The organism is Mycobacteroides sp. H001 (assembly GCF_001440005.1).
In the GTDB taxonomy this organism is placed as follows: Bacteria; Actinomycetota; Actinomycetes; order Mycobacteriales; family Mycobacteriaceae; genus Mycobacterium; species Mycobacterium gwanakae.
In genome coordinates this window covers 419495-437018 of record NZ_LJYH01000021.1, presented here as the reverse complement: position 1 = coordinate 437018, position 17524 = coordinate 419495, and the positions used below count along the sequence as shown (strand labels likewise).

At 60.9% G+C, this 17524-nt stretch carries 11 protein-coding genes and 3 rRNA genes; 4 read left to right on the top strand and 10 right to left on the bottom strand.

Translation table 11 applies throughout. The features are described from left to right. Positions 1-17: 17 nt before the first annotated feature. Complete coding sequence (gene glgB, locus AOT83_RS04065; protein WP_030094917.1) at positions 18-2204, top strand: 1,4-alpha-glucan branching protein GlgB; 2187 nt, start codon at positions 18-20, stop codon at positions 2202-2204. A 53-nt stretch (positions 2205-2257) separates the two neighbouring features. Next, positions 2258-3712, top strand: a complete 1455-nt coding sequence (locus AOT83_RS04060) for a neutral zinc metallopeptidase (protein WP_030094916.1) — start codon at positions 2258-2260, stop codon at positions 3710-3712. Positions 3713-3736: 24 nt separating this feature from the next. On the opposite strand, the gene AOT83_RS04055 is transcribed toward AOT83_RS04060, so the two are convergent. The 3 genes from AOT83_RS04055 to AOT83_RS04045 all read right to left on the bottom strand — a co-directional run bounded on the left by AOT83_RS04055 (position 3737) and on the right by AOT83_RS04045 (position 6303). Next, positions 3737-4675 carry a tetratricopeptide repeat protein gene (locus AOT83_RS04055; protein ID WP_030094915.1) on the bottom strand — a complete coding sequence of 313 codons (939 nt, stop codon included), beginning with the start codon at positions 4673-4675 and terminating at the stop codon, positions 3737-3739. Positions 4676-4709: 34 nt separating this feature from the next. Then, the gene (locus tag AOT83_RS04050) at positions 4710-5063 is read right to left on the bottom strand and encodes a DUF3817 domain-containing protein (protein ID WP_030094914.1); all 354 of its coding nucleotides are present in this window, start codon (positions 5061-5063) and stop codon (positions 4710-4712) included. Between the two features lie 61 nt (positions 5064-5124). Further along, complete coding sequence (locus tag AOT83_RS04045) at positions 5125-6303, bottom strand: acetyl-CoA C-acetyltransferase (protein ID WP_057965121.1); 1179 nt, start codon at positions 6301-6303, stop codon at positions 5125-5127. A gap of 60 nt (positions 6304-6363) precedes the next feature. Between AOT83_RS04045 and mce the strand changes: the two genes are divergently transcribed. Next, complete coding sequence (mce, locus tag AOT83_RS04040; RefSeq protein ID WP_030094912.1) at positions 6364-6837, top strand: methylmalonyl-CoA epimerase; 474 nt, start codon at positions 6364-6366, stop codon at positions 6835-6837. Here mce and AOT83_RS04035 read toward each other — a convergent pair. Continuing rightward, positions 6834-7139, bottom strand: coding sequence for a hypothetical protein (locus AOT83_RS04035; RefSeq protein ID WP_030094911.1), 306 nt, complete (start codon positions 7137-7139; stop codon positions 6834-6836). The genes mce and AOT83_RS04035 overlap by 4 nt on opposite strands. Before the next feature lie 29 nt (positions 7140-7168). Next, the gene (gene nucS / locus AOT83_RS04030; RefSeq protein ID WP_030094910.1) at positions 7169-7858 is read right to left on the bottom strand and encodes an endonuclease NucS; all 690 of its coding nucleotides are present in this window, start codon (positions 7856-7858) and stop codon (positions 7169-7171) included. A 36-nt stretch (positions 7859-7894) separates the two neighbouring features. On the opposite strand from nucS, the gene AOT83_RS04025 reads away from it, so the two are divergent. Continuing rightward, a complete protein-coding gene (locus AOT83_RS04025) occupies positions 7895-9505 on the top strand; it encodes an adenylate/guanylate cyclase domain-containing protein (protein ID WP_057965122.1) in 1611 nt (536 codons plus the stop codon). A 17-nt stretch (positions 9506-9522) separates the two neighbouring features. Here AOT83_RS04025 and AOT83_RS04020 read toward each other — a convergent pair whose 3' ends face one another. The 5 genes from AOT83_RS04020 to murA all read right to left on the bottom strand — a co-directional run bounded on the left by AOT83_RS04020 (position 9523) and on the right by murA (position 17471). Then, positions 9523-10392, bottom strand: coding sequence for a DUF4436 domain-containing protein (locus tag AOT83_RS04020; protein WP_057965123.1), 870 nt, complete (start codon positions 10390-10392; stop codon positions 9523-9525). Positions 10393-10484: 92 nt separating this feature from the next. Next, positions 10485-10601: ribosomal RNA gene (gene rrf, locus AOT83_RS04015) — 5S ribosomal RNA — on the bottom strand. An 81-nt stretch (positions 10602-10682) separates the two neighbouring features. Continuing rightward, a 23S ribosomal RNA gene (locus AOT83_RS04010) occupies positions 10683-13796 on the bottom strand. A 296-nt stretch (positions 13797-14092) separates the two neighbouring features. Then, positions 14093-15608: ribosomal RNA gene (locus tag AOT83_RS04005) — 16S ribosomal RNA — on the bottom strand. The 16S, 23S and 5S rRNA genes sit together here, the layout of an rRNA operon. Before the next feature lie 609 nt (positions 15609-16217). After that, entirely contained in the window at positions 16218-17471 is a 1254-nt protein-coding gene (murA, locus tag AOT83_RS03995) for a UDP-N-acetylglucosamine 1-carboxyvinyltransferase (protein WP_030094907.1), read from the bottom strand. Between the last annotated feature and the right edge of the window lie 53 nt (positions 17472-17524).

Sequence of the window (17524 nt, the reverse complement as noted above, 5' to 3'; positions counted from 1 at the left end):
CCACACCCGCGACCTTCCTGAAACCGGATGCCGCCGATCTCGCCAGACTGGTGGCGGGCACCCACCATAATCCGCATTCGATTCTCGGCGCGCACGAGTATGCCAACCCGGGTGGCAAGGGACACACCGTCATTCGCGCGTTCAAACCTGGCGCCACCGCGGTGGCCGCGGTGGTGGGCGACGAGCTGCACCCGATGGCCGACCTCGGGTCCGGACTTTTCGGGGTAGCGCTGCCCTTCCTGGACCTCCTCGACTACCGCCTCGACGTCGACTACAACGGCACGCCGCTGATCATCGCCGATGCATATCGATTCCTGCCCACGCTGGGCGAAGTGGATCTGCATCTGTTCAACGAGGGCCGTCACGAGCGACTCTGGGAAATCCTTGGTGCGCACCCACGCTCGTTCGTCACCGCGGACGGCGAGGTCAGCGGGATCTCCTTTGCGGTGTGGGCACCCAACGCGCACGGGGTCTCGGTAATCGGCGATTTCAACGGGTGGAACGGCAACGACGCCCCCATGCGAACCCTGGGATCCTCCGGAGTCTGGGAACTGTTCTGGCCGGGTATGACGCTCGGTTCGCTTTACAAATTCCGTGTGCACGGCGCCGATGGGTCGGTGACCGACCGCGCCGACCCGTTCGCGTTTGCGACTGAATTGCCGCCGGCCACCGCCTCGCGGGTCACCACGTCGTCGTACTCCTGGCAGGACGAGGAATGGATGACCCGGCGCACCACCGGCAACCCGGTGTTCGAGCCCATGAGTACCTACGAGGTGCATCTGGCGTCCTGGCGCCCCGGACTCTCCTATCGGGAGCTGGCCCGCGAGCTCACCGACTACGTACTGGCACAAGGTTTCACCCACGTCGAGCTGCTGCCGGTGGCCGAACATCCCTTCGGTGGGTCCTGGGGCTATCAGGTGACCTCGTACTATGCCCCCACTTCGAGGCTGGGCACGCCCGACGACTTCCGCTACCTGGTCGATGCCCTGCACCGGGCGGGAATCGGCGTCATCGTCGACTGGGTACCCGCGCACTTTCCCAAAGATGCGTGGGCACTGGCCCGCTTCGACGGAACACCCCTATACGAACACGCCGACCCACACCGGGCCGAGCAGCTGGATTGGGGCACATATGTTTTCGACTTCGGGCGCCCCGAGGTTCGCAACTTCCTGGTCGCCAATGCCCTGTTCTGGCTCGACCAGTTCCACATCGACGGGCTGCGAGTCGACGCCGTCGCGTCGATGCTCTACCTGGACTACTCACGCCCCGCGGGTGGCTGGACACCGAACATTCACGGCGGCCGAGAGAATCTCGAGGCGGTGCAGTTCCTGCAGGAGATGAACGCCACCGTGCACAAGCTGCATCCCGGGATTGTCACCGTGGCCGAGGAGTCCACCTCCTGGCCGGGCGTCACCAGGGCGACCAGCCTTGGCGGCCTTGGCTTTTCCATGAAATGGAACATGGGGTGGATGCACGACACCTTGGGCTACCTCGGGCGCGATCCCATCCATCGCAGCTTCCATCACCATGAGATGACCTTTTCGATGCTGTACGCGTTCAGCGAGAATTTCGTGCTGCCGATCAGCCATGACGAGGTGGTGCACGGCAAGGGCACACTGTGGACCCGCATCCCCGGTGATGACCACGCTAAGGCCGCAGGGCTGCGCTGCCTGCTGGCCTACATGTGGGCGCACCCCGGAAAGCAGCTGCTGTTCATGGGTCAGGAGTTCGGTCAGCGGGCCGAATGGTCCGATGAGCGCGGCGTCGACTGGTTCCAGCTGGGCGAGGACGGGTACTCCTCAGGAATCGCGGCGTTGACCGCCGACCTGAATTCGGCCTACCAGCAGCGTCGCGCATTGTGGTCACAAGACACCGCCCCCCAGGGATATTCGTGGATCGACGCCAACGATTCGGCCAACAACGTGCTGAGCTTCCTGCGCTTCGGCGACGACGGTTCGGTGTTGGCCTGCATCTTCAACTTCGCGGGCATCGAGCACGCCAGCTACCGGGTGGGGTTGCCGCTGACCGGTCGCTGGCGTGAGGTCATCAACACCGACGCACTGCAGTACCACGGCAGCGGAGTGGGGAACCTGGGCGAAGTCATCGCCGAGGCGAACCCGTGGCACGGCCGCCCGGCCTCGGCCACGCTGGCCCTGCCCCCCGCCGCCGCGATCTGGCTGGAACCCATCTCCGGGGACCTGTAGACAACATTAGGATGCGCTAAACGCAAACTCGCGTAGTTATAAGGGGTGGCTCGATGTCCAAACGCTGGGTGGCGCTGCTGGTGGGGCTGGTGCTGGTGATCACGTCGTGTGGCCGTCCACTCGGTGGGCAACCTCAATCGATCTACGCCGACCCCCTGCGCGTGGCAGGTATGCCCGCGGTCGACGGCCCCTCCGGCATGAAGCCCGGCGTCCAGATTCCCCAACGCAAGATCGAGAACACCGACAACGGTGAGATCGACGACTACGTCAAGGTGTCCCTGGCGGACATCGAGGATTTCTGGACGCAGTTCTACGGCGATTCATTCGCCAACTTCCGGCCGGTATCCCGGCTCATCTCGGTCGACTCACGTAAGGACAACGGCAGCATCAGGTTCTGCGGGGGCAACCTGAACGACTTCATCAATGCCGCGTTTTGTCCACCGGAGAACTCGTTCGCCTGGGATCGTGGCCAGCTGTTCCCCTACCTGCGCAAGCAAATGGGCGAGATGGCGATGAACACCGTCATGGCCCACGAGTACGGACACTCGATCCAGTATCACGCTCAGCTCATCACCCCAATCGACGATCCGAAGATGACCAAGGATCAGGTCGAGTACCTCGTCGACCTCACTCAGGAACAGCAAGCTGACTGCTTCTCCGGCGCCTATCTGCGCTGGGTAGCGCAAGGGGATTCGCCACGATTCACCTTGAACACCGCCGATGGGCTGAACAAGGTCACGGCCGCGATGATCGCGATCCGCGACAACGACACCAGTAAGAAGTGGGCCATCCACGGTTCGGCTTTCGAGCGGGTCTCGGCCTTCCAGTTCGGGTTCACCGACGGCCCCATGGCCTGCAAGCGCATCGATCCCCGCGAGATCCTCAAGCGCCGCGGCGAGCTGCCCAAGGGCCTGGGTGTGGGACCCAACGGCGACAACTGGCCGATAAACCCGGACACCATCGATGCGGTGCTGAGCGCCGCCTCACAGGTGTTCCCCATGGACAACCCACCCAAGGCGGTATACGGCGACGGGAAGTGCTCTGACGGTTCGGGCACCGCGCCGGCCTCGTTCTGCCCCAACGACAATACGATTGCCCTGGATCCGAAGGCCCTGCAGAAGATGGCCACCCCGGTGTCGGACCGGGCGCTGTTCTCCGCGCAAGTCAACGGCGACTATTCGGCGTTCAGCGTGATCGTCTCGCGCTACGCACTGGCGGCAGAAAAGGCCGCGGGTCTGGAGACCGAGGGAATCATGACCGGGTTACGCACCGCCTGCCTGACCGGATACTTCACCTCACGCGCCGCCGGCAGGGGCATCGTGACTCCTCGCGCGCCGGTCATCCTCTCCGGCGGCGACCTCGACGAGGCTGTCTCCGAATTGCTCTCCAGCGGCAGGGCTTCCAGCGACGTGAAGGGTGAGACGGCCCCCTCCGGATTCTCCCGCATCGACGCCTACCGAATCGGCGTCCTGGGCAATGACCAAACCTGCGCTAAACGCTTCCCGTAACCGCGGGACCGGACAGCGGCCGAGTCAGAACAGGGCGTTGGCGAGCTTGCGCCGCCCGGCGACCACCGCGGGATCCGCCGGATCAAACAGCTCGAACAGCTCCAGCAGCCGGGCACGCACTTTGGCGCGTTCGTCGTCGCTGGTCACGCGAACAAGTGCGACGAGCCTATCGAAGGCCGAATCCGGCTGCTGCGAAAGCACTTCCACATCGGCAGCAGCCAAACCGGCGTCGATGTCACCGGGTGTGGCATCGGCGACGTCCACCGCATCCTGAGGGTGGGCCGTCGCCCGGATCAAGAACTCGATCTGACGCACCGACGCGGTTGCCTCGGCGGCTACCGCACCGGTGGCGCCGTCGTCCAGCAGACCTTGATAGGCGGCACGGGCCGCCTCGAAATCTCCGGAGTCGAGCGCATCACGCGCCGCGGCGAGCGCCGGATCTGTACTTTCTTCGGGGTATTCGGACTCCCCGACATCCTCCCCGTCCGGCGCGGTCGCGTCGGGCAGCTTGCCGGCGACCGCGTCGAGAATGGAGTCAAGCCACCGCCGCAGCTGATCGGCGGGCTGAGGTCCCGCGAAGCTGGTGATAGGCCTCCCGGCGGCCACCGCCACCACGGTAGGCACCGCCTGCACACCGAAAACCTGTGCGATCTGCGGACTGGTGTCGACGTTGACCCGCGCCAGGGCCCACTTGCCGCGGTCTTGCGCGACCAGGTCACCTAGGGTGGCGGCCAGTGCGGCCGAGGCCTCGCTGCGCGGCGACCCCAGCAGCACGATGACCGGGACACGATTGGACTGCGCCAGTACTTCGGCTTCGAGATTCGCCTCGGTTACCTCGACGGTCCATGCATCTCCGGCCGAGGGCTCGCGAGGAGCCGTGGGCTCCTGCGCGCGCTGCTTGAGAGCAGAGAGGTCGACAGCTCCGGACATGGCCGCAGCCATCGCGGGACGTGGTCGGGTCACGCTGTCCAGTCTGTCACGGCTCACGGTCTGCGCACTACGGTCCAGCGTCGCCCGTCGCCGCAGACCCCGCGACGGGCAATTTACCCGTCTTATCAGCCCATATGACAAAGATCACACTGCACAATGGGGCAACTCCAGCTAACAGTGCGAGCAACCAGGTGAGCGGACTCCAGCGGTACTCGCGGCCCGCGAGGAAGCCCAACACCAGGTACGCGATGAAGACGATGCCGTGGATCCAGCCGAAGACCTTCACACCGATCTCGTTACCCGGGTCCGGCACGTACTTGAAGAACATCCCGGTGAGCAGACCTGCCCAGCTGATGGCCTCGAGCAACGCGACGGTGCGAAACCTGCTGGCGGTGCTGCGCAGGTCGAAAAGCTGTGTCATGCCCTCAGTCTGCCCGATACAGCGCCCGACACATCATCGATCTACTACGTCGCGTCGTAAATCACACTCGCACGATCAGGGCGTCGCCCTGACCGCCGCCGCCGCACAGTGCGGCCACACCGATTCCGCCGCCGCGGCGCTTGAGCTCCTGCGCCAGGTGCAAGGTGATCCGGGCACCCGACATTCCGATGGGATGACCGATGGCGATCGCTCCGCCGTTGACATTGACCTTGGCCGGGTCGATACCCAGGTCTTTCACCGAGGCCAGCCCCACCAGCGCGAAGGCCTCATTGATCTCGACCAGATCGAGCTGCTCGGGGGAAATCCCTTCCCGCTCACAAGCCTTCCGAATGGCGTTGGCCGGTTGCAGCTGCAGGCTGGAATCGGGGCCGGCAACCACGCCATGAGCACCGATCTCAGCGATCCACTCCAGCCCCTCGCGCTCCGCGCGCTCCTTACTCATCACCACCACCGCGCAGGCGCCGTCGGAGATCGGCGAGGACGACCCCGCCGTGATGGTGCCGTCCTTGCTGAACGCCGGACGCAGCCCCGCCAGCGATGCCGCGGTGGTGTCCGCGCGGATGCCCTCGTCCTCGGCGAACTCGATCGGATCACCCTTACGCTGCGGGATCTGAACCGAGACCACCTCGTCGGCGAAGACACCGTCCTTCCACGCACGGGCGGCATTCTGGTGCGAGCGCGCCGCGAATTCGTCTTGCTCCTCGCGGGTGAACTTGTCGGCGGCGTTGCGCTGTTCGGTGAGGATGCCCATGGCCTGGTCGGTGAAGGCGTCATGCAGGCCGTCGAAGGCCATGTGGTCAACGAGCGTCACGTCGCCGTACTTGAAACCGAAGCGGCTCTTGGGCAGCAGATGCGGGGCGTTAGTCATCGATTCCTGCCCACCGGCGACGACAACCTCGAACTCACCGGCCCGAATCAGCTGGTCAGCCAGCGCAATGGCGTCGACACCCGAGAGGCACACCTTGTTGATGGTGAGCGCCGGAACATCCATACCGATTCCACCGGCAACGGCGGCCTGACGTGCGGGAATCTGGCCGGCGCCCGCGGTGAGGACCTGGCCCATGATCACGTAATCGACCGCAGACGGCGCCACCTTGGCCTTCTCCAGGGCGCCCTTGATGGCGATACCGCCGAGCTGAGCGCCCGAGAAGTCCTTCAGCGATCCCTGGAAGCGGCCAACGGGCGTACGCGCTCCAGCAACAATCACGGACGTGCTCATTGAATCTCCTTAATACTGCTCGAGTGGACGCCGTTTTCTGGAACGCGTTACCGTTGCGTTATGACGACATCGTCTCCTCTTGATGTTCCCTCGATCCTATCGACCGGTCTGGTGACCGCGATCGACCACGTGGGCATCGCGGTGCCCGACCTGGACGCCGCAATCGAGTGGTACCACGAACACCTGGGCATGATCCTGGTGCACGAGGAGATCAACGAGGGTCAGGGTGTCCGCGAGGCGATGCTGTCCTTCCCCGGCGCCGAGCCCGGCAGCTCACAGATCCAGCTGATGGCACCACTGAATGAGTCCTCGCCGATCGCCAAGTTCCTGAGCACCAAGGGAGCGGGTCTGCAGCAGCTGGCCTACCGCGTCACCGATATCGATGCGCTGTCCGATCAGCTCCGGGCCGCGGGCGTACGAGTGCTGTACGACGAGCCGCGCATCGGCACCGCGAACTCACGGATCAACTTCCTGCATCCCAAGGACACCGGCGGCGTGCTCATCGAGCTCGTCCAGCCGACGCAGTCGCACTAGCTCCAACGCCGCGTCGGACTCCGATTCGCGCGGTTACTCCAGCACGGCGTATGCCAGTGCCGACGGTCCTCCACCCCCCTGTCCCGCCCCTCGGAGACAGGCCACACCACCACATGAGCCACGCCGATCGCGATCTCGTGATCACAGCCGGGACAGCGGTAGATCTTGACCGCACGTGCCGCGGCGATCCGGCGCACACGGTAGTCCAGCCCGTCGGTCCCCTGCTCCACCTGGTCGCGGCCGAGGGGCGGCACACCGACACGGTCGGCCGCGGCACGACGCGGCGGATGTCGGCGGCCCATGCGGTGATTCTATGAGTGGTCGGGCAATTTCAGAACAAACGGAATTCGTCTGAGTCCATTCCCCGCATCGCGTCGTAGTCCAGTGTGAGACAACGGATTCCGCGATCTTCGGCAAGGGTGCGAGCCTGCGGCTTGATCTGCTGCGCGGCGAAGACGCCGGCCACGGGCGCCAGCGTGGTGTCCCGGTTGAGCAGTTCGAGGTAGCGGGTGAGCTGCTCTACGCCGTCGATCTCACCCCGGCGCTTGATCTCGACCGCAACAGTCGCACCGTCAGCATCCCGGCACAGCAGGTCAACCGGCCCGATGGGCGTCATGTACTCGCGCCGCACCAGGGTGTATCCGTCGCCAAGCAGCGCGACGTGCTCGGCGAGCAACTCCTGCAGGTGCGCCTCGACTCCATCCTTGACCAATCCGGGGTCGACCCCGAGCTCGTGGGCCGAGTCGTGCTCGATGTTCTCGATGGTGATCCGCAGCTGTTCACCGGCCTTGTTCTCCACCACCCAGACGGTCGAGGCACCCGCTTCGGCAGACTCCTCGTTCTCCGTCTCGACGAGCCAGCACGGCGGGCTCATCCAGTTCAACGGCTTGTAGGCACGGTCATCGGCGTGCACGCTCACCGAACCATCGGCCTTGATGAGCAGGAGCCGCTTGGCAGACGGAAGATGGGCGGTGAGCCGACCGACATAATTAACGGTGCATTGAGCTACGACGAGACGCACCGGCCCACTGTATAGGGAGTTAGGCTGGCGACAACTATGGCAAACGAGTCGATTCGCGCAGTGTCGCAGCGAGTAGGCCGTGCCCTGGCCGCGATCACCGGGCAGACCGGCCGGCTCGAGGCCGGCGACGGGTACGGATCGTGGCTGCTGGGCCGCTATGACGAAAGCACGCTCATCCAGCGCATCCGCATCCAGCTGATGCTGACCGTGTTCGTGGTAGCCGCCAACCTGATTGGTGTCGCCGTCGTCATCCTGCTGGTGCTCGTCGCGGTGCCCGATCCCAACGTCTTCGATGCGCCCTGGTGGATCCACTTCGTGGTCGTTCCGGTGTACGTCACGCTCGCGGTGCTCATCGGCGCCGTCTGGGGCACCCGCCGGATCTTCAAAGTGGTGCGGTGGGCACTCGATGAACGGGAGCCGACCAAGGCGGACCAGCGCAACGCGTTCGCAGTCCCGCGGCGACTCACGGTCGTCGAGGCGATTCTGTGGGCGGGCGGCACCGCCCTGTTCACCACGCTCTACGGTCTGCAAAATCCGCTCTACATCCCCAAGATCTTCTTCGCGGTGGGGTTCAGCGGTGTCGTGGTGTGTGCGGCCAACTATCTGTTCACCGAATTCGCGATGCGACCCGTCGCCGCACGAGCCCTCGAAGCCGGATACCGCAGAAGGCGACTCGCTTCCGGAATCATGGTGCGCACCATGCTGGCCTGGGTGCTGGGATCTGGTGTGCCCGCCGTCGGCATCATGCTCGCCGGTGTCGGAGCGCTGATCTTCGGCAACTTCACGGTCAACCAGCTCGCGGTGGCGGTCATCATCATCGCCGCTGCGATCCCAACCTTCGGGCTCATCCTCATCTGGATCTCCTCCTGGATGCTCGCCACCCCGGTGAAGGAGGTTCAGTCCGCGCTCAAGCGCGTCGAGCAGAACGACCTGGACGTGAACCTGGTGGTTTACGACGGCACCGAGCTGGGCGAGCTGCAGGCAGGTTTCAACACCATGGCGGAGGGCCTGCGCGAGCGCGAGCGCGTCCGGGATCTCTTCGGCAAGCATGTCGGCCGCGAGGTCGCCGCTGCCGCCGAGTTGCAACAGCCCGCGCTCGGCGGCGAAGAACGCCACGTCGCAGTGCTTTTCGCCGATATCGTTGGATCTACCCAGCTGGCAGCCACCCGACCGGCCATTGAGGTGGTCGCACTGCTGAACCGATTCTTTACCGTCGTCGTCGAAGAAATCGACCGATACGAGGGAATGGTCAACAAGTTCGAGGGCGATGCCACCCTTGCGGTGTTCGGAGCACCCGTTCGGCAAGACCGCCCCGAGAGCCAGGCGCTCGCCGCTGCTCGCGCCATTGCCCGCCGACTACGGGCCGAGGTCCCCGAATGCCAAGCAGGCATCGGTGTCGCCTCGGGGCAGGCGGTGGCCGGAAACGTCGGCGCCCACGACCGTTTCGAATACACCGTGATCGGCGACCCGGTCAACGAGGCGGCCCGGCTCTGCGAGCTCTCCAAAACCGTGCCCGGACACTTGGTGGCCTCGTTAGACACTGTGTTGCGCGCACACCATCGCGAGGCGCTGCACTGGCGTTCCGGCGATACCGTCACCTTGCGGGGCCGCGCCGAGCCCACCGAACTTGCGGTACCTGTGGCCTGAGGCTGTCGCACCGCGGCCTATTCGGACTGCTTCCACCAGGCTTCGACATAGAGCACCATCGCCACGACGAGTGCGATGAGCACCCACAGCACCAAGGCTTGATCTATCCACGCTCCCGGCGGCGGCGCCCCGGGCAGGATGTTCCGCAGCGGCACGATCGCGAACAACATGGTGCCGAACCACGTGGTGAGCGGTGGGTGGAACTTCTTCCTCCCCCGGACCGTCTCAATCGCCACAATCAGCGCCATCGTCGGAAGTGTGATCAACACAAGACAGATACCGACATCGAATGCCAGCGTGCCCCGGGCTCGCACCAACGTAATTGTGGTCTGGTCGCCCTTGCCTGCCGGAGCTTGCGACGTCTCCGTCGATACGCGCCATCCGCCCAGGCTTCCGATCACTTCGATACGAGCAGGCACGGTAAGTCGCCCTTCACCATTGCCCACCATCACCTCTGCGCGCAGCTTCTCGGTGGAGTACTCATCGAAGGGCCATGATTGCGCGTCGCCCGTTGCGACCAGAGTGTCGTCCATAGCCGCGGGTAACGTGCCCCGCGGAAAATGCCGCTCCCCATAATCCAGCGATGACACCAAGCGGACGGACATGTCCGCGTTCAACAGGCCAAAGGCATCAAGGTTCGCCTTCGCGGGCAGCACCACGATCTCAGAATCCAACCGATTATTTACGGTCCGCAGATCCTGTAGATCTATGACCACCACAGTCTCGTTGTCCCGGGACAGATCGAGATCCGCTGAAGCCGGCCCCGAATGATGATCCAGCATCCGGTAGATGACAAGAAATCCAACGTAGATGACCAGCACGAGTACGACCGCACCTACGGTGGTGGCAGTCGGCTTCAGTTTGAAGCGCCCCTTCAATGCCTGCACAAGATTCCCATCTCTACCGTCGCGCTATTCGAAAAATCTAACAGCAGAAATGAAAACACCCCCCAGTTTCCTGGGGGGTGTTTCCAATTTATGTTCGGCGGTGTCCTACTCTTCCGTTCCGTGTTGAGAACAGTACCATCGGCGCTGAGAGGCTTAGCTTCCGGGTTCGGGATGGGACCGGGCGTTTCCCTCTCGCTGTGGCCGCCGTAACTCTTTCGTGTGATTAACACACAAGTTATCTGGTGGTGGAGTGTGGTCGTCAAATGACGACGAATAGCGGTTGCGATTTATTAGTAAGTTTTCGGTCGATTAGTGCCAGTTCCCTGAACGTATTACTACGCTTACAGGTCTGGCCTATTGAACCCATAGTCTGTGGGTGACCTTATCCCTCTAAAAGGGTAAGAAACCTGGTCTTGGAATAGGTTTCCCGCTTAGATGCTTTCAGCGGTTATCCTGTCCGAACGTAGCTATCCAGCCGTGCTCCTGGTGGAACAACTGGTACACCAGAGGTTCGTCCGTCCCGGTCCTCTCGTACTAGGGACAGGTTTCCTCAAGTTTCTGACGCGCGCGGCGGATAGAGACCGAACTGTCTCACGACGTTCTAAACCCAGCTCGCGTGCCGCTTTAATGGGCGAACAGCCCAACCCTTGGGACCTGCTCCAGCCCCAGGATGCGACGAGCCGACATCGAGGTGCCAAACCATCCCGTCGATATGGACTCTTGGGGAAGATCAGCCTGTTATCCCCGGGGTACCTTTTATCCGTTGAGCGACATCCCTTCCACTCAGAGATGCCGGATCACTAGTCCCGACTTTCGTCCCTGCTCGACTTGTAAGTCTCGCAGTCAAGCTCCCTTGTGCACTTGCACTCAACACCTGATTGCCGTCCAGGTTGAGGGAACCTTTGGGCGCCTCCGTTACATTTTGGGAGGCAACCGCCCCAGTTAAACTACCCACCAGGCACTGTCCCTGGACCGGATATACGGTCCGAGGTTAGAGGTTCAATACGATCAGAGTGGTATTTCAACGATGACTCCACAAACACTGGCGTGCCTGCTTCACAGTCTCCCACCTATCCTACACAAACCGAACCAAACGCCAATACCAAGCTATAGTGAAGGTCCCGGGGTCTTTTCGTCCTGCCGCGCGTAACGAGCATCTTTACTCGTAGTGCAATTTCGCCGAGTCTATGGTTGAGACAGTTGAGAAGTCGTTACGCCATTCGTGCAGGTCGGAACTTACCCGACAAGGAATTTCGCTACCTTAGGATGGTTATAGTTACCACCGCCGTTTACTGGGGCTTAAATTCTCCGCTTCACCCAAGGGTTAACGGGTCCTCTTAACCTTCCAGCACCGGGCAGGCGTCAGTCCGTATACATCGTCTTGCGACTTCGCACGGACCTGTGTTTTTAGTAAACAGTCGCTTCTCACTGGTCTCTGCGACCTCGTTCAGCTCACGGAGCAAGTCCGGTCACCAAGCGAGGTCCCCCTTCTCCCGAAGTTACGGGGGTATTTTGCCGAGTTCCTTAACCATAGTTATCTCGTACGCCTTAGTATTCTCTACCTGACCACCTGTGTTGGTTTGGGGTACGGGCCGTGTGTGAACTCACTAGAGGCTTTTCTTGGCAGCATAGGATCACTGAATTCGCCTCAATCGGCTATGCGTCACCTCTCAGGCTTAATGACGTCCGGATTTACCTAGACATCGCCCTACGGGCTTGCTCCGGTATAACCACTAACCGGTACAGCTACCTTCCTGCGTCACCCCATCGCTTGACTACTACCACCGAAGGTCCCACGCAGCGGGTTCACGTCGCACTCCGAAGAGATTGATCTAGAACCTTTTGGGTGGTTAGTACCGATGATTCATCATGGGCGCGCACACACGGGTACGGGAATATCAACCCGTTGTCCATCGACTACGCCTGTCGGCCTCGCCTTAGGTCCCGACTTACCCTGGGAGGACTAGCCTGGCCCAGGAACCCTTGGTCATTCGGCGGGCAAGTTTCTCACTTGCCTGTCGCTACTCATGCCTGCATTCTCACTCCCGCACCCTCCACTGCTGGATTACTCCGCAGCTTCGCTGGGTGCAGGACGCTCCCCTACCCATCCATGCCACTGCCCCGAAGGGAATGTATTGCATGAATGCCGCGGCTTCGGCGGTGTACTTGAGCCCCGCTACATTGTCGGCGCACAATCACTTGACCAGTGAGCTATTACGCACTCTTTCAAGGGTGGCTGCTTCTAAGCCAACCTCCTGGTTGTCTTTGCGACTGCACATCCTTTTCCACTTAGTACACGCTTAGGGGCCTTAGCCGGCGATCTGGGCTGTTTCCCTCTCGACGTACGGAGCTTCTCCCCCGCCGTCTCACTGCCGCGCTCTAACTTATTGGCATTCGGAGTTTGGCTGACGTCAGTAACCTAGTAGGGCCCATCGGCCATCCAGTAGCTCTACCTCCAACAAGAAACGCGCGACGCTGCACCTAAATGCATTTCGGGGAGAACCAGCTATCACGGAGTTTGATTGGCCTTTCACCCCTACCCACAGCTCATCCCCTCAGTCTTCAACCTAAGTGGGTTCGGGCCTCCACGGCGTCTTACCGCCGCTTCACCCTGGCCATGGGTAGATCACTCCGCTTCGGGTCCAGAACACGCCACTATGGGCGCCCTATTCAGACTCGCTTTCGCTACGGCTACCCCTCACGGGTTAACCTCGCGACGTGTCCCTGACTCGCAGGCTCATTCTTCAAAAGGCACGCCATCACCCCACAAGGAGGCTTTGACGGATTGTAGGCACATGGTTTCAGGTACTATTTCACTCCCCTCCCGGGGTACTTTTCACCATTCCCTCACGGTACTAATCCGCTATCGGTCACTAGAGAGTATTTAGGCTTACCGGGTGGTCCCGGCAGATTCACAGCAGATTCCACGAGCCCGCTGCTACTCGGGATGAAGTACGAGACAGGTGTCGGATTTTCGCGTACCGGACTCTCACCGTCTGCGGCGGGCCGTCCCAGACCACTTCCGCTAATCACGACACTTTTTTACTGTCCGCCGGCCTGGTAGAACCGGCAAGTACAACTCCCACAACCCCGCACACACAACCCCTACCAGGTATCACATGCATGCGGTTTAGCCATCTTCCGCTTTCGCTCGCCACTACTCACGGAATCACGGTTGTTTTCTCTTCCTACGGGTACTGAGATGTTTCACTTCCCCGCGTTTCCTCCCAAAGCCTATATATTCAGCAGTGGGTAACACGACATCACTCGTGCTGGGTTTCCCCATTCGGACATCCTCGGATCAAAGCTCGGTTGGCAGCTCCCCGAGGCTTATCGCAGCCTCCTACGTCCTTCTTCGGCTTCTAGTGCCAAGGCATTCACCATGTGCCCTTAAGAACTTAGCTAATAAATTGCAAAAACTAACCTCACTCGTAAACGAGCGAGGCTTGTTAGATGCTCGCAACCACTATCCATAAGTCAAAGACCACACCCCACCACCAAGCAGGGTGACAACACAATGTGTTGCCTCAGGACCCAACAGTGTGCCAGCGTTTCAATTCTATTGACAGTTCGACGTTTTGCCGACTACCTATCCACGGGGTGGACAGGATTTATAAAACATATTCACCAAGCGAGTAACCACTACAGAAACTCACTTTATGTTCCCAAGCTCATTCGGCTGGGAAATGGTGCTCCTTAGAAAGGAGGTGATCCAGCCGCACCTTCCGGTACGGCTACCTTGTTACGACTTCGTCCCAATCGCCGATCCCACCTTCGACAGCTCCCTCCAAAAGGTTAGGCCACTGGCTTCGGGTGTTACCGACTTTCATGACGTGACGGGCGGTGTGTACAAGGCCCGGGAACGTATTCACCGCAGCGTTGCTGATCTGCGATTACTAGCGACTCCGACTTCATGGGGTCGAGTTGCAGACCCCAATCCGAACTGAGACCAGCTTTAAGGGATTCGCTCCACCTTGCGGCTTCGCAGCCCTCTGTACTGGCCATTGTAGCATGTGTGAAGCCCTGGACATAAGGGGCATGATGACTTGACGTCATCCCCACCTTCCTCCGAGTTGACCCCGGCAGTCTCCTACGAGTCCCCGGCATTACCCGCTGGCAACATAGGACAAGGGTTGCGCTCGTTGCGGGACTTAACCCAACATCTCACGACACGAGCTGACGACAGCCATGCACCACCTGCACACAGGCCACAAGGGAATACCTATCTCTAGGTACGTCCTGTGCATGTCAAACCCAGGTAAGGTTCTTCGCGTTGCATCGAATTAATCCACATGCTCCGCCGCTTGTGCGGGCCCCCGTCAATTCCTTTGAGTTTTAGTCTTGCGACCGTACTCCCCAGGCGGGGTACTTAATGCGTTAGCTACGGCACGGATCCCAAGGAAGGAAACCCACACCTAGTACCCACCGTTTACGGCGTGGACTACCAGGGTATCTAATCCTGTTCGCTACCCACGCTTTCGCTCCTCAGCGTCAGTTACTGCCCAGAGACCCGCCTTCGCCACCGGTGTTCCTCCTGATATCTGCGCATTCCACCGCTACACCAGGAATTCCAGTCTCCCCTGCAGTACTCTAGTCTGCCCGTATCGCCCGCACGCCCACAGTTAAGCTGTGAGTTTTCACGAACAACGCGACAAACCACCTACGAGCTCTTTACGCCCAGTAATTCCGGACAACGCTCGGACCCTACGTATTACCGCGGCTGCTGGCACGTAGTTGGCCGGTCCTTCTTCTGTAGGTACCGTCACTTTCGCTTCGTCCCTACTGAAAGAGGTTTACAACCCGAAGGCCGTCATCCCTCACGCGGCGTCGCTGCATCAGGCTTGCGCCCATTGTGCAATATTCCCCACTGCTGCCTCCCGTAGGAGTCTGGGCCGTATCTCAGTCCCAGTGTGGCCGGTCACCCTCTCAGGCCGGCTACCCGTCGTCGCCTTGGTGGGCCATTACCCCACCAACAAGCTGATAGGCCGCGGGCTCATCCCACACCGCAAAAGCTTTGCACCACTCACCATGAAGTGTGTGGTCCTATCCGGTATTAGACCCAGTTTCCCAGGCTTATCCCAGAGTGCAGGGCAGATCACCCACGTGTTACTCACCCGTTCGCCACTCGAGTACCCCGAAGGGCCTTTCCGTTCGACTTGCATGTGTTAAGCACGCCGCCAGCGTTCGTCCTGAGCCAGGATCAAACTCTCCAAACAAAATTTAATCCCGACAAAACAACTGTCAAAAGAATTGTTATCGACATAAAATGTCTATATAAACACTGACACACTATTGAGTTCTCAAACAACACATTTAATTTGTTGTGGCTATGAATTCCGGAATTACTTCCTTCATTCTCGCCTTCGCCCTTTCGGGCGACTCGGAAACCGTATCAAGCTCGGTGAACTTGAGTCAAATTCCCGGTTTTGGCTGGTCACTTGCGTACCATCCGATCGCCGACATTCTGGAATTTCTTCCTGAATTCCGACTTCCGCTCTTTCGGGCGGCTGGGAAACCGTATCAAGTTCGGTGAACTTGAGTCAAATTCCCGGTTTTGGCTGGTCACTTGCGCACCATCCGATCGCCGAGATATCTGAATTTCTTCTTCTATTTCGGCTTTCGCCCTTTGTAAGCGGCCCGGGAACCGTATCAAGTTCGGTGAACTTGAGTCAAACTCCGGGTTTTGGCTGGTCAACTGCGCACCAACCTAAGACCGGAATTTCGGAATCGCTTCCTTGTCCCGGCCTCGCTCATTCAGGGCAACCCGACCACTGTACCAAGTCCAATGAACTTGAGTCAACTTCGGGTTCTGGGGGTGGTCAGCGCTAGCTGACCCGCTCGACTTCGGCACCCAGGCTCTGGAGATTCTCCACGAACAACGGGTAACCGCGGTCGATATGAAAGACATCGTATACCTCGGTGACGCCATCCGCCACTAACCCCGCAAGCACGAGTCCGGCGCCGGCCCGGATGTCCGATGACCACACCGGCGCACTGGACAGTTGACGGATACCCCGAACCACCGCATGGTGCCCGTCCGTCCGCGCGTCGGCCCCCAACCGCATCATCTCCTCGACGAAACGGAATCGGGCCTCGAAGACGTTCTCGGTGATCATGGAGGTGCCATCGGCTATCGCTGCAAGCCCAATTGCCATGGGCTGCAGGTCAGTTGGAAATCCCGGGAACGGTAACGTGGCCACATTGATCGCTTTGGGGCGCTCGTACTGAACTACACGAAATCCGTTGTCGTTCTGGGTCACTGTCGCACCGGCATCATGCAGCTTGTGCAGCACGAGCTGCAGGTGCTCCGGATCCACTCCCGTCACCGTGACATCGCCACGCGTCATCGCAGCAGCCAAACCCCAAGTGGCAGCGACGATTCGGTCTCCAATGACGCGATGCTCGGTGGGATGAAGCTTTGGAACACCGATCACCGTCAACGTCGACGTTCCAGCACCCTCTATCTGGGCACCCATCTGGACCAGCATGGTGCACAGGTCCACCACGTCCGGTTCACGCGCGGCGTTGTGGATGGTAGTGACGCCATCCGCGAGAACCGCTGCCATCAAGATGTTCTCGGTCGCCCCCACGGATGGGAACTCAAGCTGAATATCAGCTCCATGCAACGCTTTTGCCTCGGCGACCACGCACCCATGTTCGATGGTGCACTCCGCTCCAAGCTGTCGCAATCCCGCCTGATGCATGTCGAGTGGACGTGAGCCGATCGCATCTCCGCCCGGTAACGCCACCTTGGCACGCCGGCAGCGCCCCACCAGGGGACCCAGGACACACACCGAAGCCCGGAACTGCCGCACTGCCGCGAAATCAGCCTCGTACTTGGGTTCATCGGGAGAAGTGATCCTGACAACATCGCCCTCTAGTTCCACCGTGGCGCCCAATCCCCGCAGGACATCCGCCATCAGCGGCACATCAAGGATGTCCGGGCAGTTGGTGATGGTGCTTGTTCCCTCAGCAAGAAGAGCGGCGGCCATCAGCTTGAGCACGCTGTTCTTGGCGCCGGTTACTGCCACGTTGCCGGTAAGCCGGGCGCCGCCGGTCACCAAGAAATGCTCGCTCACGCCCGACAGCGTAGCCGGGTAACGTTTCGACACATGACCGATGAGGCCCCGGA